Origin of the sequence: Phocaeicola sp. RTP21359st1_B8_RTP21360_211022 (genome assembly GCF_040911965.1) — a bacterium.
Taxonomy (GTDB): domain Bacteria; phylum Bacteroidota; class Bacteroidia; order Bacteroidales; family Bacteroidaceae; genus Phocaeicola; species Phocaeicola vulgatus.
Window position 1 is genome coordinate 82,352 of record NZ_JBDFXP010000009.1, and the last position, 21,157, is coordinate 103,508.

General features: G+C 51.8%; 19 protein-coding genes. 6 read left to right on the top strand and 13 right to left on the bottom strand.

Annotated elements, in window-relative coordinates:
* Nucleotide 1 precedes the first annotated feature (1 nt).
* From AB5062_RS06795 to AB5062_RS06855, 13 genes are read right to left on the bottom strand one after another with little or no spacing between them, the layout of a single operon-like run.
* Nucleotides 2-2,341, bottom strand: coding sequence for an ArdC-like ssDNA-binding domain-containing protein (locus AB5062_RS06795; protein WP_008655030.1), 2,340 nt, complete (start codon nucleotides 2,339-2,341; stop codon nucleotides 2-4).
* Between the two features lie 26 nt (nucleotides 2,342-2,367).
* Nucleotides 2,368-4,176 (bottom strand): hypothetical protein, encoded by a 1,809-nt coding sequence (locus AB5062_RS06800; RefSeq protein ID WP_008655031.1) that lies wholly within the window; start codon nucleotides 4,174-4,176, stop codon nucleotides 2,368-2,370.
* Nucleotides 4,177-4,191: 15 nt separating this feature from the next.
* Complete coding sequence (locus AB5062_RS06805; RefSeq protein ID WP_008655032.1) at nucleotides 4,192-4,476, bottom strand: hypothetical protein; 285 nt, start codon at nucleotides 4,474-4,476, stop codon at nucleotides 4,192-4,194.
* A gap of 23 nt (nucleotides 4,477-4,499) precedes the next feature.
* The gene (locus tag AB5062_RS06810; RefSeq protein WP_008655033.1) at nucleotides 4,500-5,330 is read right to left on the bottom strand and encodes a M23 family metallopeptidase; all 831 of its coding nucleotides are present in this window, start codon (nucleotides 5,328-5,330) and stop codon (nucleotides 4,500-4,502) included.
* 22 nt (nucleotides 5,331-5,352) lie between these two features.
* Nucleotides 5,353-6,018, bottom strand: a complete 666-nt coding sequence (locus AB5062_RS06815; protein WP_008655034.1) for a hypothetical protein — start codon at nucleotides 6,016-6,018, stop codon at nucleotides 5,353-5,355.
* Nucleotides 6,019-6,034: 16 nt separating this feature from the next.
* Nucleotides 6,035-6,718, bottom strand: coding sequence for a hypothetical protein (locus AB5062_RS06820; protein WP_008655035.1), 684 nt, complete (start codon nucleotides 6,716-6,718; stop codon nucleotides 6,035-6,037).
* A 27-nt stretch (nucleotides 6,719-6,745) separates the two neighbouring features.
* Complete coding sequence (locus AB5062_RS06825; protein WP_007567566.1) at nucleotides 6,746-7,441, bottom strand: hypothetical protein; 696 nt, start codon at nucleotides 7,439-7,441, stop codon at nucleotides 6,746-6,748.
* Nucleotides 7,422-7,919, bottom strand: coding sequence for a PH domain-containing protein (locus AB5062_RS06830; RefSeq protein WP_007567564.1), 498 nt, complete (start codon nucleotides 7,917-7,919; stop codon nucleotides 7,422-7,424). The genes AB5062_RS06825 and AB5062_RS06830 overlap by 20 nt, the downstream gene beginning before the upstream one ends.
* Nucleotides 7,916-9,307, bottom strand: coding sequence for a toprim domain-containing protein (locus AB5062_RS06835; protein ID WP_007567560.1), 1,392 nt, complete (start codon nucleotides 9,305-9,307; stop codon nucleotides 7,916-7,918). Before AB5062_RS06835 ends, AB5062_RS06830 begins: the two co-directional genes overlap by 4 nt.
* A 46-nt stretch (nucleotides 9,308-9,353) precedes the next feature.
* Nucleotides 9,354-10,802: a toprim domain-containing protein gene (locus tag AB5062_RS06840; protein ID WP_007567554.1), complete on the bottom strand. Its 1,449-nt coding sequence runs from the start codon at nucleotides 10,800-10,802 to the stop codon at nucleotides 9,354-9,356.
* Nucleotides 10,803-10,810: 8 nt separating this feature from the next.
* Nucleotides 10,811-12,385, bottom strand: coding sequence for a hypothetical protein (locus tag AB5062_RS06845; protein ID WP_007567553.1), 1,575 nt, complete (start codon nucleotides 12,383-12,385; stop codon nucleotides 10,811-10,813).
* A 25-nt stretch (nucleotides 12,386-12,410) separates the two neighbouring features.
* On the bottom strand, nucleotides 12,411-12,635 hold the full coding sequence (locus AB5062_RS06850; protein WP_007567552.1) for a hypothetical protein: 225 nt from the start codon (nucleotides 12,633-12,635) through the stop codon (nucleotides 12,411-12,413).
* 20 nt (nucleotides 12,636-12,655) lie between these two features.
* Nucleotides 12,656-13,414 (bottom strand): DUF4099 domain-containing protein, encoded by a 759-nt coding sequence (locus AB5062_RS06855; RefSeq protein WP_007567550.1) that lies wholly within the window; start codon nucleotides 13,412-13,414, stop codon nucleotides 12,656-12,658.
* 140 nt (nucleotides 13,415-13,554) lie between these two features.
* Here AB5062_RS06855 and AB5062_RS06860 point away from each other — a divergent pair, with 140 nt between their 5' ends.
* The 6 genes from AB5062_RS06860 (at nucleotide 13,555) to AB5062_RS06885 (ending at nucleotide 20,766) form a co-directional block, all read left to right on the top strand.
* Nucleotides 13,555-14,349: a M23 family metallopeptidase gene (locus AB5062_RS06860; protein WP_007567541.1), complete on the top strand. Its 795-nt coding sequence runs from the start codon at nucleotides 13,555-13,557 to the stop codon at nucleotides 14,347-14,349.
* An 81-nt stretch (nucleotides 14,350-14,430) separates the two neighbouring features.
* Entirely contained in the window at nucleotides 14,431-14,859 is a 429-nt protein-coding gene (locus AB5062_RS06865; RefSeq protein WP_007567540.1) for a hypothetical protein, read from the top strand.
* A 228-nt stretch (nucleotides 14,860-15,087) separates the two neighbouring features.
* Nucleotides 15,088-15,519 carry a hypothetical protein gene (locus AB5062_RS06870; RefSeq protein ID WP_229533186.1) on the top strand — a complete coding sequence of 144 codons (432 nt, stop codon included), beginning with the start codon at nucleotides 15,088-15,090 and terminating at the stop codon, nucleotides 15,517-15,519.
* 386 nt (nucleotides 15,520-15,905) lie between these two features.
* Nucleotides 15,906-18,644, top strand: coding sequence for an outer membrane beta-barrel protein (locus tag AB5062_RS06875; RefSeq protein ID WP_007567535.1), 2,739 nt, complete (start codon nucleotides 15,906-15,908; stop codon nucleotides 18,642-18,644).
* 147 nt (nucleotides 18,645-18,791) lie between these two features.
* On the top strand, nucleotides 18,792-20,234 hold the full coding sequence (locus AB5062_RS06880) for a hypothetical protein (RefSeq protein WP_007569382.1): 1,443 nt from the start codon (nucleotides 18,792-18,794) through the stop codon (nucleotides 20,232-20,234).
* Nucleotides 20,235-20,274: 40 nt separating this feature from the next.
* Nucleotides 20,275-20,766, top strand: coding sequence for a hypothetical protein (locus tag AB5062_RS06885; RefSeq protein ID WP_007569380.1), 492 nt, complete (start codon nucleotides 20,275-20,277; stop codon nucleotides 20,764-20,766).
* The last annotated feature ends 391 nt before the right edge of the window (nucleotides 20,767-21,157 follow it).

The window sequence follows — 21,157 nt, forward strand, 5'->3', positions numbered from 1 at the left end:
TTTACCTCCTCATGGTTGGACGTTGTTCGTTCTCGTTCTGTTCGTCAGTTGCCTCTGCAGGCTCGTTTTGCTGCGCCTTGGACATACCGTCACAATCCATCACGTATGCCCGCAGCGCATGGATTTGCTGCCTTGTTTCCTCATTGCTGTGTTCAAATACCAATATGATTTTGTCCGCATCATACGGAATGCGTTCTTTGGCCGGAGGCATGTCCAGCTCGTTCGCTATGGTCTCCGCATCATACATGGAAGCGTAATACTTGTTCTCATGTTTGAAAAGGACGACCGCTTCCGGTTGTTCCTCTTTGATTTTCTTGTATTTGTCATACAGTTGTTCCGGTATATCTTTTATGGGCAACTCTTTCAAGGATGAAGCAGTTTTGGGGGATTCCTCATTGGCTTGCTTGGGGTGCTTGTCCTTATCCTGCTGTAGGGTATCCTCTTCTCCTTGTTTCTTTCCGGCAGTCTCTTCCTGCGTCTGTCCTTTACGCAGCACATCGGCAAAAAGCGTGGCCGCCAGATGGCGTTTATATTCTGCACGGTCCTCAGCCAGCCACATGCGCTGCCACTGTTGCCGCGTGACGCTCCGGGGCTGCAGTTTCTTCCCGTCGATGGTCGCCACGCACAGAGTTCCTTCTTGTTTGGTCTTGAATACGGACACACGCTGAATCCGGTTCAGGTCGATGTCCTGCGCCCCGCTGCTGAACAGGTCCACTTTCAGGTCTGGCTGTGTTTCCGCCAGTACATAATACTTGTGCGCCAGTTCCATGCGTACCTTGTCGATGTTGTCCATCGCCTGTTTGAGCGTGGAGAAAAAACGGTTCACGTCCTCCTTGTCTGGATAGATACTGTACCCGTTCTGATGTTCGGGCTTCAGATACAGCGCCCAGCGGTTCTTGTCGTCCTGGATCATCTGTATCTGGTCGAAACCGATTTCGTCCGCCCGTTTGACCGCAGGCGTCACGTCCAGTGTGGAAAGCATCTCCAGTGCCCAGTTCTTCAGTCGGGCCAGTGATACCTGTTTCTTGGCGAAATAGGCATCATCGGGCCTGTACCCCCATGCGCCGTCGGGATTGAAGAAACGCACGTTTTCAATACCTTCCCTTCGCAAAGCCCTGCCGATACGGGCCTTGTTCATGCCCGGCACTTCGTTGTCCACCTCCGGCGACGCACCGGCAGGGAGTATCACATCCGCCGATTTCGAGGACGGATCGATGACGATGACAATGGTCTTGTCCTCCTTGTTCGGGTGTTTCCGGATTTCATCGGCCACGTAGAAATGCTTGGGTAACTGCTCCTGCATATCCGAAGTCTGCCGGCGGTTACGCATCGTGGCATATTCGATTTTCTCGCCCCGTTCCGCCTTGTGGATTACTTCGAGGGCGTTGTTCACGTCGCTTTCGAGGGCATCCATCAGGTTGGGGTTCTCTTTAAGTTCCCGGTTCCAGTAGTCTACCAATTCAAGGCTTTTGTCGGACAGACGGGCAGGCAGTCCCAGTTCCAGCATTTTGATGCCCGAAGCCACCTCCACGATCAGCCGTTCCTGTTTGAGGGCATCTTCCGAAGGACCCATGCCGTTTTTCATCACCATGCCTTCACGGGCCAGCCGTTGTTGGTGCCCCGTGGCGCTCACGATTTGCCGCAAGGCTTCCTGAACGTAGTCGTTATAATGCTCGAAGTTCCGTTGGCGCGGCATATAGACCGCATCGCGGTCCGTCTCGTAATGGGGCATTCCGCTGCCGTCCGAACGCACGGGCACGAGATTGTCCCGCATTTTCAGCAGGAAGTCGTTGAAGCGGATATGCAGTCTCCGTTCATCGGTTTCGGAGTAGCCACGCTCCACGGCACTACCGTCTTTCTGCAATACCGCATCGTAAGTCTCCTTATCCACGTAGGGCAGTGTCGTCTGGTCGATGTTGAAAAGTGTGCGGATCTCCCTGTTATGTATGCCCTTGTACTGTTTCTGCACCTCCTCGTCCAGTTTCAGATAAGCGTCCCGGCTGATGATGTCCTCCGGATTGTTGCGGTGGACGTACTTGTTCCAGTTGTAGAACAGGAACGGAACGCCTTGCTCGTGCTCGCGTACCGATGTGCCGCGTGCCTTGGCATCGCTGTAAAGGGTGAACAGGTTGGTCTTGCACCCGTTCCGGTCCGAATGCAAGGCCATGAACAGGCCGTTGAACGGGCTGACGGCAACACCTTTCGGATAAAATTTCGGAAAGCCCTTGCCCGTAGCGTTGAGCCAGTGTCCCCCGGCATTCGACGCTTCGTTCAAAGCCGTGGAGAGCAGCTCTATCTGACGCTCCTCGGCATTCTTTTCTATTTGCGATTTTTCTTTCATATTCCCATATTTTTTCGGTTACAGGATTATTGAATGCCCCGTGTCCGCACGATGGTTTCCTGCTGTCCGTTGTCATAGTTCTGCGAAGCCATCTGGCGGAGCTTGTCGCTTTGGGCGAGCACGGCATTGGCCAGCGTGTTCAGCGGCAAGGCTCCTGCACGGTAAGCGTCGGCCATAGCGGGGGTGAGCTGCACCGTACAGGGCACACGGTCTATCGTGGCAACCAGCGTGCAGCCTTGTAGTGCCGGGTTCACGATACGCGGATTCAGCGGCTCGTCGGGATAGCGTCTGTACTGTACCTCTCTACCGGTCGTGGCTGCATTTCTGTTTCCCTCCGTCCGTTCTTTTCCCAGCACCTCGTGTCCCGCCTTGTTCAGCAGGTTCGCGCCACCCAAGCCGATAAGCAGCATCTTCAACATCGGATTCTTGACGAACATACCTGCCACTATACTCGCTATCGGCAGCAGGTTGTCTTTCAGGCCCAGCGATTGTGTCCTACCTGTAAACACGCCCAGCAGGATGTCGGGCAGCATGGCCAGTATATAGCCCAGATTACCCGCGACATCGCCTATGCCGTCCAGTCCGAGCGAGCGGACCAGCTCGTCCCAGCCGTTCTCGTTGGTCTGTATGGTCTGTGTTCCCTGACCTGCCTGTTCCTGCCGCATCCCTTCCCCCGCAGAGACGGCGGAAGTCGACACTTCCTTTTCCTCTTTTTCCCTTTGTTTGGGTTTCGATTCCGTCTGTTCCTCCGTTTCGGCTTTCCGTCTTTCCATATCTTGCAGGTAGGCTTCCTCTTGTCCGGGAGCGACAACCATCGGCACGTCTTTATACCGTTCCACCCGTTTCCGTTCCTCCTCGGCGGTTTCTTCCCGCCACGGCATATTTCTATTGTCTGTTTTCCACCAGTCCATAAAATCGAATGTTACAATCGGTATCTTCTTTTGCAACTTTCCGTTGGCTGCGGCAAGAGCCGTGTTTTCTTTGCCCGGTATGCTTGCCGCCTCTTTGCGGAAGCTGTCGAACACGTTGCTGTCGCTGCCGAACACGCCCTTGCTGATACACTCCTCTGCAGAGAGCGGCTGCGTTTCCTCCTTCCCGAAATGGTCGGCAACGGCTGAGATTGCCGTATCCGCACCGATGAACCGTGCAACGGCCGTCCACGAACCCGTACCGCCCAACATGACCGTATCGGCCGAAGCCCCCAACACCCAGCCCGCACCTTTCTCCAACTTGCTCGGCCGGTAGGCAACCTCTCCGCGTTTTTCTATCTCTTCGGCCAGCGGCGAGCGCCCCAAAGCCTGTGGCAATCCCAGCAGGCTCGATTCTGCCGCCTTACGGATGATGTAGTCCGCCGAGGATTTGGGCATACGTTCCTTGACCAGTTGGTCTATCATCAGTTGCTCTACACGATAGTCCACGAAGGCATAGGCGAGGTCGCAGCCCAATTCCTGCGACAGTTTATCGTAACGCTCGCGTCCGACTTCCTTCACAACGACATCGCGCCACTGTCCGGCCATGTAGGCGAGGTCGTGCTGCATCTCCTCCGACGAGAGAATCCTGTCCTTGCACATCCCGATGTAGTCCTCGGTCGTCTTGGAGTTCCACTCTCCCGTAACCTTGAGAGTCTGGTACGGGTCGGCGAGCGGTTGCCCCGCTGACGCCATCATGCCGAGTATGCCGCCCAGGGAGGTCGAATACGCTTTCATTTCCTCGCCCTGTTTTTCGGTCAGGTAGGATTGCGTCTGCGTCATGACGGGGACAAGATGATGGCGGAAATAACTGCCCATCAGGGCCTCCAACTCCGCAAACCTTCTGCTATGTTTGATTCCGTCCATATAATCAATGTCTTTCTATATCATGTTTATTTGTTTCAACAGTTGTTCCTTCGTCTGCTCGATAGCGTTATGGTACACCTCCATTTGCTTGGGGAAAAACTCTTCGAGCCACGTGTCCTTTTCGATATTGTCGTGAATGAAACGTATCGCCTGTTCCCGCTCGATTTCTACCGAGGCTTCCCCTTCCTCCCGGTTGTTGAACCATGCCTTCGTCCACCAGCGGACTCCGGCACGGTCGGGATAGACGGAGACGATTCTCGGTATGTCGAAGCTCTGGATGTCGATGTCCAGTTCCGCCAACAGATCAATGAGTCCGCTGCCCGCTACGGCTTCGTCATGAAGTTTTTTTTTACCTCGCCGCCTGTTGCGGAAAGGTACACATCATGCCGCAGGGCAAGGTAGTTCAGGAAATCCGCTATCAGCAGGTTCTGTACCTTGCAGGCCAGCGGCATGGCTTTGCGCCCCAGTCCCAGCGGGTTGTACATGCTCGGCATCTTCTCATAGAAATACTCCTTCGCAGCTCCCATTGTAAAGATGTGGCGCAGCGACTGCTCCGTATGTGCGGGCACCGTGTACGCTCCCCGCTGTAAATCCTCCATGTAAAGTGGCAGAAAGCGGAGCATCAGCTCTTCTATTTCCCTTTGATCCTTCTCGTAGTCGTTTTTTACTCTTGTTTCCGCATCGTAAAAAGACGCCGCACCATTGCCGTCGGCTTCCTGCAAAGCCTTGATGTTGCCGTACAACATGGTCAGGAACTCTATTGGGTTCAGTTCCTCGCCCTTGAATTTGACTTCTATATGCAGCAGTTCGCCGCTCAAAGCCACCGTTTGTCCGGCTTTCACCCGCTGTCCGAATTGGGCGAATACATTCGACAGATGACCGTATGTCACCTCGTACCCGCCGTAACGGACCGTCTGGCAAATGCCATGTACCGGGTCGTTGCCCACACCTGACACGATGCCGCTGGCCACGGCTGACAGCATGTAACACCTCACGTTGAAGTCTATTCCGTGATGAAAGAACTTTTCTCCCGTTGCCGGGTGTACCTGTTCGCCGTAGCCGAGCGACATCTCCACATCTTTCCCCTGCGGCTCCTCGAACGGCATACAATAGCCGCTGTCGGAGTGCAGAATCATTTCTTCCGTATATTTCATTGTGATATATATTTTCGTGTTTCTATCTTCTCATTCCTCCGCTTTGCGTTTGTTCCTCCGGAGAGAGTGTCGGCGTCTGTGTCCTCGATACCGTTTCCGAGGGAACCGTGCGGACAACGCCCGCATTGTTGCCGATAAGCATCATGCCCAGAAACAGACCGGCGATTTTACCCAGCCAGCCGAAACGTCCGAACACGAGGTACGCTGCTGCGATAAGTCCTGCAATGTTCAATCCCGACACATTGCCCCCTCCGAGGTTTCGCAAAAAGCCGCTGAGCATGTTGAACAACCCACCGCCGGAGGCTTCCCGCAGGAAGTTCGATACCCCGTTCAGTTTCGAGTCCGCGCCTCCCACAGCCTCACCTATGGCAGAGACCGTCTCTCCGGCTTTGTCTTTCAGTTCCTTCATGTCTTCGGTCGTACCTGCAAGGGCATCCGTGGCGGATTTGCCGACTACGGCCTCACTGACGATCCGTGCGACACTTTTGTCGGTGGTCAGTTTTTCCCAACCCACATAACCGACGGCAGCTCCGGCGGTAGCCGTTTTGACCGCCTGCCCGGCTCCCCGAAGGGTCTGCGAGGGATGCAGTACCGCATGACCGGCACTTTTCCCCGTCGCATTGGCGGCCTTGCCCATGCCTTTCATGGCCTTTCCGCCGTATTTCAATATCGTATCCCAAGCTCCCATATTTTTATTCTTTTTTTTAGGGTCTTACATTTCTTCCAATTTGCCGCCAGCGTCTTTGGGCGGCTTTCACGATGTCGTACTTGTCCGCGACAGGGCGTGCGCCCTCGTCGATTTCCCGCCAGATGTCGCCCATCGTGGTGTATTTCACTGCCTTGGTCAGTCGCTGCAGCGTCCGGTTCATCGACCGGAGTTTCGGACGTATGCCGAACACGATCTCCATACGTTCCCTTTCCGTCATCTTGTTGTCCGAGAGGCAGGCCGTGCGTATATCGTTCACGATTTCCACGCTGTTCAATATCATCTCCCGGTAAATCTGGTTGCGCCGCGTGGAGAGGGCGACGGCCAATGCACCCGTCGAATGTCTGCTCAATTGTTTGGTGAAGTCGCCCATGTTGTCTGTAAGCTGCGATATTTCATGGTAAAAACCGTAAATCTGAGCCGCATAGCAGACAATCGAGCGGAACGAGTTCAGGTAATTGTTGAACTCCCGTTGCAAGTCCGTCGTGCCTTCCACTTCTTCCTTCGTCCACACATGCCCTGTAGTTTGCATCAGCATGACCTTCTCTTGGTTTTTCAGTTCCTTCTCGGCCTTGTTGGTATAAACCAGAATCATTCCCGCAAGGGTCGCATCGTTCTGCGCCTGTACCTTCGAGATACCGGCGCACAGCAACAGAATCCATATCGAGATTATCCGCTTCATCGTTCTTCGTTTTTTATTATCCTTTTTTCAACGGGCGATGGCTGCCGCCCTGCGCCAGCGGGACATGGCCAGACGGGCCACCTCGCCGTTGCTGCGGTCTATCATACCCGCCGTTATGTTGTTCCACACGTCGTTCAGGGTATAATAGCGCAGGCTCAAATAGAGCAGATGCAGTTTCCGGCTGAATGCCGCGAGCTGGTCGTTCAAAGCCCACAGGGTTTTGCTCCGTTCCGCCCCCGTGAGCATGTTTTCCGTGCCGCCTTTGGCCACGGCGTCGTTCAGCAACGTGAACACGGAAACCAGCTCCGTCGCCGTCTCGATATAGAGGTTGTTCATGTTCATGCTGGCGACGATGCCCTGCGGGTTGTCCCCGATGGCTTTGCCCAGTTTTCCCAGCGTGAGGAAAATCCGCACGCCGTCGTTATAGAGGTGGGTACAGGCTTTCAGCGACGAAGCATAACCGTTCGCCGTCTTGAGGTAACTGTTGTACTGCTTTTCCCACTCATGTATGCGGTTGAACTCCGCTGCGATACTGTTCTGCATCAGGGCGGTCTGTGTCTGCCCTTTGATTTGTTTGTCTATCTGGCCGTTTATCAGTTCGTTTCCCTCGGCCAAGGCTGCCCATTCCAACGGGTTCGAAGCGGCAACCTGCGCCTTGGCCAATTGCGGAAGCAGACCGGCAAGCACAAAGACCACCCATATGCTAATGATTCGTAATCTCATAGATTCCCTTTTTTCGTTTATTGATTTCCACACGTTCACGGATAATCGCCACGATGTCGTTTCCGCGCCGGATACCGATAAGGTCGAGCTTCGGGCTGTTCCGGTCCGTCGAAAGGATAACGACCGTTTTCAGACCGCAAAGCTGTTGCAGGAGGCTCTGGTGTTCCTGAAAGTCCACGATACGGTACAGTTCCATGTAGTCCACCCTGCGGCAGAAAAGTCCCCGCTCGCAGACAAGCTGTTCGTTGCCGACCCGGTAACATATCCGGCGCAGGCAAATGAAACGATACAGCAGCACGAGGAACAGAAACAAGGCAATGACCGTCGCCATACCGCCAAGCGGCATACCTTCCATGCCGCCGTACACCAGTCCCGCCATGCACATGAATATCAATGGCAGTTCGTCGATGACGAATTGCCCGGCGTGCGGGCGCAGGATAATGTTCCGGACATCTTGTATGGTATATGGCATGGTCATCGGCGAAAGTGTATCTGTCGTTCCTGCCCGGCGTTTTCTTCTTTTTCCGACTCCTGCCCGACAGTCTCTTCACGTTTCTGTTCAGCCAAAAGCTGTTCGTTCCAGCTCGTATGGCGATAATCCGGACTTTCCCAGGTAATGGAGACATCATGCTCCCTGTCAATACCAAGGAACTCCCGTAGTTTCTCTCGATATTCCCGGTAGCACTTGTTCGTGGTATCTATCTGGTCCTGCACGTCTTCCGGGGCACACAACCCGCTCGAACGCATCGACTCCGCTTCTTCCGATTCGGCGTCGAACCGTATGCAGATTTCTTGCAAACCACCCTTGGGCAATAGGTAAAATTCTCCGTCTGTCAAATCCCCGCCGTCCGGTATGGAATCGAGATAGGGTTTCCTCTCCGGCGTTTCCTCTATGGCAAAACGTACTGAGCGGCATATCTCCTTTTGCAAATCCCATGTGAGATTCGACCCTTTCCGGGTATTATCGAAACAGATATGTTGCCGGGCAGGGATGGTAAGATCAAGTATCTCTCTCATCTGTTTCCCGATAGGCTTGCCGCCCGTTGAGATAAAGACCGCCTTTCTCAAATCCTTGTTCTTCGCCTGATGGAGTTGGTAATAGGCCATCGCGTCATAGGTACTCCCGAACCAGTAGATATGTTTGGCCTCGGCAAGAGGTGTTCCGGCAGGACTTGCAATCCACAACCCTTCGCTCTCATTGCTTTCCTCGCTCTTGCCTTTATAGCTATCGCATCCGTCCATTCTCATACGTTCCCGTTCCTCGAAACCCACGACCGTACCGCCCTCTTTGGGCAAGGTCAGTGGAAAAGCGAGACAGGTGTATGCCGCACCGTCTGCGCCGTGTTTTGTTGCCAGGCAGAAATGACGGTGGAAAGCATTCTGCGTGCTGAGGTCGATACCCCGGTTCTTGAAATAGGGATAGAATATCTCCTGCATCTCATGGTCTTGAGGGTTGAATCTGTGCAGGTCGTAGTCTGTTATATCGAATGGTCGTAGGTCTTGCTTGACCGGTACGGTTTGCACCTCGTATTCTTCGAAGGGGATGTTCAGCAGGCGGCTGCACACGAGGTTTACCAGCCGGTTCAGGTCTATTCCCTCATAATATTCCGCGAATAACGCCGGGTGCTCCTTGATGAACGAAACGACGTTGTATTCCTTCTGCCGGGGTGGTTGGCAACAGCATTTTCCCTGTTGCGTTATGACGAACTTGTCACCCCGGATACGCTTTTCCTCACTGTCCGTGCGGATAAACGAGGAGAGGCGTAGTCCGAAGCGTCGGTTCTGGCGATACCCGGCATCAAGCAGTACATCCCGGATATCGAGTCTTTGCAAAAAATCATTATGTGTCAATTTCTTGTCATTCATTGTCTTCTCTTTTCTTTTGTTGTTTCATGTAGGGGGTACTGCGTTGTCATCGGTGGAAACGTGCTTGCCGTTCCTGTTCGGGTTCTTCTCTTCTGGCCGGCTCTTCGTGAACTGATTCTTGCAGCCTGATCTTTGCCAAGAGCTGTTCGTTCCAGTCCTTATAGCCTTTTTCAGCGGGCTCGTACACAATAAGGTCGGTGCTGTCCTCGCCGGGAGCGGGAAGATTACGGATCGCATCCTCTATGGCCATGATATTTTGTCTCATGCCCTCCAGTGTTTCCTCACTGGCCGAACCCTCGGCAAGGGCTATCTCGTACTCGTCTTGGCACACCATGCTCATCTCCTGCAAATATCCGTCGCCGATTGTCCGATAGTCGAGCGTACCATCTTCCCGATAGATTTCTTTGGGACGTAAAAGCGTGCCGATTATCCTGTGAAAGTCGAAGGGTTCGAGTTTTATTTCGTAGTTCTGGTTCTCCTCGCCACTGATACGGACCAGCAGTTTGTCGTCTTTCGTCACGTTGCTGGTGAATGTCTTGCCCGCCTGGGTGAGCGCGAAGTTGATGGCGAAGATCTGTCCGGCACGGTCCTGGTCGAAGCAGAGATGGTGGTAAGCGCGTGGAGTGGCCTTTATCATGGCTTTGAACTGCTGTTGGCTCGGTGCCCCGCCGGTAGAAACGAACACTCCCTTTCGCAGTTCCTTGTCCCATTTCTGGTTAAGCTGGTAATAAGCCATCGCGTCGTAGGCACTCTCGAACCAATAGATACGCTTAGCTTCCGCAAGTGGGGTTTGGGCAGGGCTGGCAATCCACAGCCCCTCGCTCGAATTGCTGCCCTCGGCCTTGCCTTTGTAGCTGCCGCTTCCGTCCATTCTTGCACGTCCCCGTTCCTCGAAGCCCACGACCGTGCCGTCGCCTTTGGGCAAGGTCAGCGGAAAAGCGAGATTGGTGTATGCCGCACCGTCCTCACGGTGTTTCGTCGCCAGACAGAAGTGGCGGTGGAAGGCGTACTGGGTGTAGAGGTCGATACCCCGGCTCTTGAAATAAGGATAGAACTTCTTCTGTGTCTCCCGGTCCTGCGGGTTGAACTTGTACAGGTCGTAGTTCGCGATGTCGAACGGGCGGATGTCCCGCTTGGGCTGTATAATCCGCGTTGTCCGGTCCTCGATGGGATGGTTCAGCAGCCGGTTGCACACGAGGTTCACCAGTCGGTCGGGAGACATGCCCGCACGGTATTCAGCGAAAAACTGCGGGTGCGCCTTGATGAACGAGATGATGTTATAGACTTTCTGCTGCTGTGCTTGGAAGCAGCACTTTCCCTGTTGCGTCACGATGAACTTGTCGCCACGGATACGCCGTCCCTCGCTGTCCAGACGGACATACGAGGGATAGCGCAGGCCGTCGCGCCGGTTCAGGTGGTAGCCCGCGTCAATCAGCACGTCCTGAATGTTCAGCCTTTGCAGGAAGTCGTCGTAGGTAAGGTCTCCTTCTCTCATAATTGTCTTTATCTCCCTCTTCTCATATCGTTAATATCCTGATTCATCTGTGCCTCGAAATTGCGTATAGCCACGTCCCTCGGCGTATCGACACCGGGCTTGAAATACGGACGCGGCTCGCCTCCGAAACGCTCACCGTAGAACTCCGGACCGTGATGATGATGCCGCAGGCCGTGGACGACACCCGCCGTGACGACCGTTCCTGCCGCAAGGGCGGCGAAAATCTTCACGCCGAGACCGCGCTGTGCTTCCGGCCGCATCTTCATGTCCACCTCGCTGAATATTTTCGAAAAGATTTTCATGCGGTGGTAGTCATCGACCGCAAGGAATTTGTCGTAATCCTTCTGGCTGATCTCGTGGCTGATGACCTGCCCGTCGATGACGGCCGTCATCTTGTACTTGCCCTCTATGGGGGACGGGTGTACGGCTATCTCGCCGACCTCGACCTCCCTGCCGTGCCGTTCTTCTCGGTACCAGCCCTTGCGCTCGTCAAGGACGGAAATATCCCGTCCATCGACGGAAGCAGCCGCACCATACGGCATCTCCTGCCGGAGCTGGTTTTCCAGTGGGGAGAGGATTTCCTGCTCCTGTTGCTGACGCTGCGTCAGTTCCTCCTGTACTTCGGGGTGCAGACCAAGGGCGATACGTTGTTTGCTGTCGAGGTCCGCCATCGTTACCTTGTCGGCAAAATCCGCCCCGATAACCCCGTTCAGGACTTCCAGCCGCTTCTCGACCGGTTGTTCCTCGATGGAGTTGGAGGTCAGGACGGCCGTTTCTTCTTCCGTCAGGTCATAGACCAGATCGGCGGTCACCTTTTCGGACTGTACGGTCAGTGTCCGTGCCTCCTTATCGACGATAAGGCCGTGGGAGGCAAGACATTCCTGCCATTTCTCGTTGGAAAAATAGACAGGAGAGCTTATCAGTTCCTTGTAGGTACGGGCCGGTTCCGTGCTGCGCGGACGGCTGACCAGCGGCGTGATGACCGTCTGCAGGTTTTGCAGGACGTCGGCCTGTTGTGCCGGTTGCACCGGTTGTCCGGCCTTGTATTTGTAATAGAAGCCGTAGCCGCCCGACTGCAATTCGCCCGGCTTCATGCGTCCGTCCCACCGTTCAGGGACAACGGGCGGTCCCGGATAGAACAGTTGGCCGCCGACCCGCCGCAGATGGAAGCCCCACTGGTGGCGTGGCGTCCAGCCGAGAAACGGGGGCGGCATACCCAACCGTCCCACATGCCCGTATTCGCCGATACCGATACGGTAGCCGTGCAGCCCCATAGCGACACGACCGTTGGCATTGCGGGCATGGACGAAGTTCTTGGGCATATAAAAGTCTTTCCCTACAATGCTCGTGAACACGTTGTAGGCTTTCTTGTTGGCCGAGTTTGTTCCCCAGTCCGTCAGGGCCAACATCTGACGCTCGGTAAGGTCGTAGGTCAGCAGCGGCGAATCGTGGCCCTGCACCACGAGCCGGTAGCCCGTGCCGTCGCTGACCACGTGGGCCTGCATACCGTTACGCCTCAATATGTCCTGCATTTCGGGTTGCAGGTCCATCATTCGGGGGTTGGTATTCTTTCGTATCGCCATAATCCGTTGTTAAAAAGGGTTTCCGTTATGCATCTCCGTTCTCCATCGCCGCCTCCAGTTGCTCGTCCTTGTAGTGGACGAACTCGGCGGCGGATTCGTTGCCCGCCATAAGGCTGTGCTCCTTGCAATAGCGGGCATATTCCTCCTGCCATTCGGGCGAGAAATGATTCACATAGTCGAGCCAGCCGTATTCGCCGCGCTCCATCTTCTCGATAAGTACCTCTTCGGAATAATATTGGTGTTCTGCCATATTCGCTGGATGTTAAGATATTATTTGTGAACTCCCGCCGCACGGTTACGCTCGGCGCTTTTCTTCTGTTCGTTCCACAGTTCTTCGGTATATTCCTCTTCGGGAACATAGTCGAGGTTGCCGTCATCGTCCATCACCCAGCAGCCGTACACGCCGAAAGTGTACTTGTCCCACTCGCGTTTGGGCTGTTCTTTCCATTTCTGGCTGTCGCCCGAACAGAAGCGGATGCCGGTCTTGTCATGCAGGTCGATGCCCACCGTGACGGGTTCATCGTCCACGACCAGTGTCAGCGGTTCGCCGTTCTGCATACTGTTTACCTCCATTGTACCGAGGTGCATTATGTCGGCCAGCACTTGCAGGTTGCGCCCGATAATCGGCGTGGGGATATACATCACCTGCTTCGTTTCCTCGTCTATCTGCACGAATGCCTTGCTGTGCCGTCCGTCTGCCGTCTCCACATCGGCAAGAATCGCCTTGCCTGCGAGCAGTTGTTTCTGTTGCGCCTCGTCGTAGCGTTCCAGTGGCGAGGATTCCAGGACGGGATAAAATACCACGTCCGACAGACCGTCATCTCTACGGACAAGGGCGAAGCGGCTGCGGCTTTCGATTAGTTCTCCCTTCTCGTCACGGACACGGACCGGAAGCACGGGAGAGTGTCTGCCGTCGCAAATCTCATCGAGGACACGCATCGGCAAGTCCTCGATCATCTCCTGTGTAAGCCCGAATCGGGCCAGTGTCGGATAGGGCAATTCAATTAGTTCAAATCGTACTACATTCATATTTAATTTTGTATTTTGAATTACACTTTGCAAAGATAGATTCTTTTCATTCCCTTGTATATAATAGAATAATATTAGTGTATTAAGAGAGTTTATTTTTATGTTCAGAGTATGATTTTGCGCATAAATTCATACTCTGAATGCTTTTTTTGTTGTACTTTGGTCGAAAAAGGCCGTGGAAACGGGACATCTTGGGCAGGGCTGGTTATATTTGCCGCATGAGAAAGAAACTACTGGTTTTGATGGCGGGTGCTGCAAGTATCGCAGGCCCCGTTCAAGCACAATTCAATACGGTCTCGACCGTGCCGTCCCGATACAGGGTTGAAGTCGTTTCTGCCGGTAGGGATAATGTGGCGACCTTGCCCGGAAACATGCTTTCCGTCCAAGACTCCTTACCGTCGGCAGGAGACGCCGCCCCGGCATTGCCCGCCGACACCTGCAAACACGTATGGATAGAGCGTTACCTTAGCGTAAGCTATCCGCTGCACCGGATGAAAATCAACTCGCTTTATGGGTATCGGAAAGATCCTTTTACCGGAAAAAAGAAGTTTCACAACGGAATCGACCTCCACGCACGGGGCGACGAGGTGATGGCCATGATGGCGGGAGTGGTAGTGAAAGTCGGGCAGGACAAATCCTCCGGCAAGTATGTGACCTTACGGCATGGAGACTACACGGTCAGCTATTGCCACCTGTCGCGTATCCTTACCCGGAAAGGGGCTGCTATCGGGCCGAGGGATGTCGTCGGTATTACCGGTTCTACAGGACGCAGCACCAGCGAACACCTGCATATTTCCTGCAAGCTCGATGGAAAAAGTGTCGATCCGTTAATGGTACTGGATTACATCAAGTCCATACGCGAAGAGTGCGTGGCGGCACTGGCCGAATCCAGAGAGGCCCCCGCATTAAGTCCTGCGGGTGGAAAACACAGATGATTCCGTTTATTTTTGTTAATCATTTCACGGGAATGGTAAAAAAATGCCTTTATGCTTACCTTTGCAAGGCAAAATTAAGGTATGAAAGGATTCGTTGCTGTTCTATCGTTGGTGCTGCTGGCCTTGGTATGCAATTCCGGGGCGCTGCATGTTCCGGCGGCCGGTGTGGCGGCTGCGCAGGAATGTTGTGTCCGAAATACGGACAACGCCTCTTTTCAGCAATTCCATGACAGAGACTCTATCCGGCAAAAAAAGGACAGCGACATAACAGGCATAATCGGGGAAATCCCCGATGTGGCTTGCCGTGCCGGCGCATCGGTAAAGGGGATGCATCTTCGGTACATATCTGTGGAAACGGCCCATTTTCTCCGAATTTTACAGCGGTATCTCATTTGCCGCATGAACAACCTGACCTATTGTTGTACCCTCGTGCATGACTCTTCCCGTAGCCCGAACTGGGATAATGCCTGCGAGCATTATATCTTCGGGATGAGACGGATTCTGATTTAGCGGTTTGTTTTTTTATCGTTTATACTGACGGTTACACTTGGCTGAAAAGCGGGGTGTGGCTGTTCGTCGTGAGTATATCTTATTATTGAACAATCAGCAAAAATAAAATTTTCAATCCGTATGAATCAAAACATTTCTGCTGCCGAAACCCTGTTTTCCGCAGCGCATCCCGATATAAAGAAGATTACCAATATTTCGGCTCTTATTCTTTCCCTCCTTTTTTGTGCGGTGGGACTGTGCCTTCTGTTTTTCTCGTCGAAAGTGGAAGATTCCTCTTCCGCGTCAGGTCCTGTCCTGCTGGTCGGCGGAATCGCCTTTCTGGTGGCCGGAGGTATTCGCCTGATGATAAGAAAAAGGAGTCTGATATACGTTCCGACCGGCAGTTTGGTGAAAAAAGGTTCTTGTTTCTTCGATGCGGGCGACCTCTCTGTATTGGGGCGGTTGCTGGAGGAGAAGACTTTTGACGGCAAGGCAGAGGTACTGCCGAAGAAGGACGGCGGTGTGCGGATGGACTACATGGTTTCGCAGGACGGTAACTTCGCTGCCGTCCAGTTGCTGAAGTATGTTCCTTACGCTTACGAACCGGCATCTTCCGTACTCCATTATACGGGAGAAGAGGCCAGCGCTTTCGTGAATGCTTTGCGGGTCGGCCGATTCTGATTCTGGAAGGGAAACGGTAACAGTTTCCGCAATTTGGCTCGTCCGGCAGCCGGTTCTATAAAAGAACGGTTGCCGGATTTGTTTTTATTGTGGACTGGGGTTTGTTTCTTTGGAAGGCTTTCATTTGCACGACAAATGTCCGGTTCATACATGACGCCATGCTCTGGAAAAGACCCGGTTGTACGGCAGGTTTTCTTGTACTCTGTATCGTTCCGACCATTTTTTATATGTTGAAGGTTAAAGTAATGAGTTATTATATATACCGATTGTTTGGTATTGGCACGGCTGGTAAAAGCTTGTAATTTTGTACCCGTTTTTCATTTCTTTTAAAAACTATAAAAAAATAACGGGTAATTGTGCGTATATCTGTTCTCGGACTGATACTTATGTTCCTGTTTCCGATAACTCTATTTGCCCAACAGAGGGTGGATGTGACCGGAAAGACCCTTGTCGTTTCCAACAATGGAGAAGGACAAGAGGTGTTGCCCTATACCAATATCTTGGTACTCGAAGCCGGGGATTCCACCCTTGTAAAAGGGGTGATGAGTGATGCCGGCGGGAATTTCCGTCTTAGCTTCCATGCAAAGAAAGAATCGCCTTACCTGCTGAAAGTTTCTTATATAGGTATGAAGCCGGAGTTTCGTGCATTAAATACAGGCAAGACGAAAATCCATGTCGGAAACATTGTCTTGACAGAAGGTCTTGAACTGTCCGAAGTGGTGGTCACGGCTCCCATAAAGGAGGTGGAACTGGTGGGCGACACTACCGTCATCAATGCCGATGCCTACCGGATTCCCGAAGGCTCGAACTTGGAAGAGCTGGTAAAAAAGATACCGGGCTTGGAATATGACAGGCAAAACAAAACCTTGGTTTATAATGGGCTTCCCATTGCGGAAATCAATGTTAACGGGGAAGCGTTCTTTGCAGGAAACCATGCGCTGGCTTTGGAAAATCTGCCCGCCGATTTGGTAAGCAGGATAAAAGTGTATGACAAGCGTAGCGAAATGGAGAAATTCATGGGGATAAAAACAGGGGAAGAAAACTATGTGCTCGACCTGCAAACCAAGAAGGAGTTCAACGGTACACTGATGACTTCCGTAGCCGCAGGCAAGGGTAACAACAAGAAAAAAGAAGCGGAACTAATCAGCAATTTCTTCAAAACCGGCGGGGAAAACCTGTCGGTAATCGCCAAAAGCGGCAACCGCAACATGACATCCGCAAACAAAGACAACCGCCAAGACAATGTAGCGGTGAACTTCCTGAAAAAGTTCGGAAAGAAGATACACCTTAACGGGAATGTCATGTACAGCAATGCTATCAATGGGAACGAGGGGACATCTTACTACGAGCAATACCTGAAAACGGGGAACCGCTACCGCTATGCGACCAGCGACCGCCACAACACCAACCGCATGGCAAGCACCATGCTAAGCATGAAATGGAATATCGATAAGATGACCTTGCTGAACCTTTCAGGCAGCTTTAGTGCGATGAAAGGGACAAACGGGAGTGACAGCCGGCAGGCGACCTACAATGAAAATCCAGAATTGGATATCACAGCACCGTTCAATGGGGAAGAAAACGGCCAAACGGAAAACGATATCCGGGTGAATGGCATCCGCATGAACTCCCGTTCAACAAGCGCCAACCGGCAGTATTTCCTGAACGCCGACCTCACCCGACGGCTGAACGAGAAAGGCAGCAGTTTGGGGCTAACCATGCAATACTCGGAGGGGAGAGGAAAGAACGAGGCGTTTTCCGTGTCCTCCACCACCTATTACCAATTGCAGGATGAGTGGGGTAACGATTCCGTCCTCTACCGTAATCAATATTATGACAGCCCAAACAGAAACCGCAAATTCAGCTTGGGACTGATACTGACACAGCCACTACACAAGAGCCTGCGGGCACAACTTTCGTATAAATTCAGACGGGAAAACCAAAACAACGACCGCAATACCTACGACCTGTCCCGCTTTTTCGACGGTACGGACGATGAACCCTTGTACACCCTGCCGGAAGGCTACGAGGCAGCCTATACCGACAGCCTGAGCAACAGAAGCCGAAGCCACACGACAGCGCATGAAGTGGCCCTCCACCTTAACTATACGGACAGAACTTGGGAAATCAACGCTGGCCTGTCCGTCGTTCCCGAACGGCAGAGTCTCGACCAGAAGACCGGGCGGATGCAAGCCGACACGCTGAGAACCTCCGTGAACTACTACCCGGCTGTTACCGTCTTGTGGCACAAAAAGAAAACACGGGTGCAACTAAGTTACGAGGGAGACACGAAACAGCCGGGACTGACCGAACTGCTGACACTGACCGACAACAGCGATCCGCTGAACATTACACGGGGAAATCCCAGCCTGCGCCCTTCGTACAACCAAAGGGTGCGCTTAGAAGCACGAGACACGAAGATAGGTTTGAACGGAGACATGACTTGGGCGAACACGGTGAACAGTGTGACACGGGCTGTGACGTACAATACCCAAACAGGCGGTATAGAAAGCTATCCCGTGAATGTGAACGGGAATTGGAACGCAAGAGCCACCGTGCGATACCAGAAGCGCATCAAACGCCGATTTTCCGTTACCGCACGTACCGGCGCTTCGTTCAGCCAGAACGTAAGCCTTATCAACGAGGGACAGCAGGAGATGCCGGAGCGCAGTACGACCCACAACACGACACTGAATGCCAACCTGCGTTTTGGCTACCAGCCCCAATGGGGAGGTTTCGACCTGACGGGTGACTGGCGTTTCCGCCACTCCACCAACCTTTTGCGCGAAACCGGCGATTACACCCGCGACTACCGCTTGGGGGTGAACGCCTACGCCGACCTGCCCGGCGGCATTCAGTTGCGGAGCGATGTCGATTATTCTTTCCGCAACGGGACGAACATCACCCCCGGCGAAGATGACCAGGTAGTGTGGAACGCCTCCCTTTCTTGGCGTTTCCTCAAACAGAAGAAGGCGGAACTGTCATTCTACTGGGCGGACATCCTTAGCCAGAAAAAGAACTTTACCCGCAGCGTCTCTTCCTCCGGATTGTCGGAGAGACACACGCAGCAGATAGGTAGTTGGTTCATGCTCTCCTTCAAGTACCGTTTTAACAAACAATTATAAAGCAGGAGCGAAGTTTATATTTTTTTAGTTAATGAGTGGTGATTTGCTTCTAATTATATACCAATTTTTAGGTATTGTGCTCTGAGTAAACTCGTTATAATTTTGCACCCCGAAATAATAATAACGAAATAATAAAATCACAGAAAGATGAAAAGAAACAATTTGCATGTCGGTTTGATGGCATTCGCAATGCTGCTGATAGGGGCATCGTGCAGCGATGACGACAACACCCTCTCATACAGCACGGGTGCCGTGCAGAATACCGAATTGAAAACCATTCTTGTTCAAAGAGGCTACACATTCAACGAGGACGGCAATCTGTTGCTTGATGATTTGGCTAACAATACGACGACGCTTGACCTCTCCGGAACGCAGATTTCCACAGACGCACTGGCAGAACTTTCCATGTTCCCTAACTTGACTGATGTGGATCTGTCGGACAATGGTTACGGCCCGGCGTTCGACTTTGCCAAATTGCCGGAACAAATCACCGGAATAGACCTGACGGGTAATGAAATCTACGACTATGATAATCTTGTGAGTGTCGTAGTGGAAGAAAACGGTGATGAAACTGTGACTAACCTGCACGAAATTACCAAACTTTACCTTCCGGAAACCGCTAAAGAGAATATCGAAGATCTCGTGCGTTTCTACCGCCAAAACAAGGAAGCCATCACCGCCGGCACCATTGATATGAAGATGACTGATGTCGACGGCAATCTGCAAACTTATACCACCCTGCGCGACGTGCCCGACGCAAACCTGCTCACTTATTTGCAGACAAATTTTGCCGATCTGTTTAACGGCGACCAAATAGACCTTAGCAAACATTTGGGACTCGACCAGAAAACAAAGGAACTGCTTGTTGCTCCTGCTGATAATGTTACCAACTTTGAGGGTATTCAGTTTCTGGTGGAGAATCCTTATTGGGAAGGTGCTAAAATCAGCCTTTATTCTGCCGGAGAAGAAAGTATAGCTTCTATGCCCAATATAAAAGTAGGGAAATTCATAACCCAAGTCATCCTGCAAAATATAGAAGTGGAAGATATCGACTTATCCAATGCTACAGATTTGCGAAGTGCTTGGGTCCAAAATAACCCGGCATTGCAGAAGTTAGATTTGAGTTATTCCACTATTTGGGGTCAAGGAGATAAAGAAACGGAAGGCAATGGTACGTATGGCAGTAGTCTGATGGTTCTGGGATGTCCTATACTGAAAGAAATCAAATTGCCCGAAAAAAATGAATTGAAAGCCTACAGAATTGATATTGAATGCTTGGACGCATTGGAAACATTTGACATGTCGAATGTCAAGATGGTAGCAGAACTCAGTATAGGTGATTTGAATAAAGACTTTAATCTGGTTTATCCGGAACTGACCATTTTCTATAGTGAAGATGGATATGCCGGTACTTATTTCGCTTGTTCAGAGAACACTTTCTATAGAGAATCAACCCAAGCATTCCTGAAAGCAAATTATACAGACATTGACCCAGACGATACGGTCAGAAGGTTAGGTTATACTTCTTCTTTATCGTATGATAAAAACAAAGGATGCCGTTGGAGGACTTTATTGAACAAACAAAAATAAAGTGTAATTATTTTTTTATTAAACTTTAATTATAAAAACGATGCGAAAATTTTTCTTAGGAGCTGCCCTTGTTGCAGCAAGTTTCGGAATGGCACAGTCTGCTGACGCTGCCACAGTGATGGATGTAGATGGTGTAAGTACCGTATTGGCAATCAGCGATTACGAAGGTACTTATAACGGTACAATGGATCAAATCAAAATGAGAGGAGAAGATTATGAGCCACGTGCTGCATCTTATACTCTTGAAAATGGTATTTTGAGTTGCGATTTTCCGCAGATCGGAAGTATGCCGGGGAATATCACTATCGAGTTGGAAGTAGAAGTAGATGAAGAAACCGGTGAAATTACAGCTTTCAAAGGTGATAAAGCAGGAACTTTGACCATTTTAGGCATGGATTTAGTAACATTGAAGTTAGATTCTTTGACTGATGCCAAAGTTACAGGCAACACTATCGAGTTTACTCTGGCAGTATCCGGTAAGTTCTTAGGTGCAGATTTCCCTGCATCCGTACACTTTGTTGGAACAAAATAATTCGTCATTATTTTGTCAAGCAACGAAATTAAATTCAGAAAGAGTAAGGAGAAAGCTGTCAAACGGCTTTCTCTTAGCTCTTTTTTTGTGTGTTACTAAGAAAAAATTATCACAATATATTCACCTCACCCAATGGGGAAGACACCATTATCCTGTCAGCAAGGCTGCTATGCCGCTAAAAACACTTCCGGTATGCAACCGACGGCGAGGAAACAAAATTATCCAAACCGCCTGAACCGCTTCTGAAGCCTACATGCGGTACACATCAAAGACAGACTTTGCCATCGGAAAAAGCCTGCCTTTAATCATGTAAAAACCATGACTTTACATACCCTTTGCGGAATACACGCAGGCAAGGGTAATGAACAGGAAACAATTATGGATTACAAAA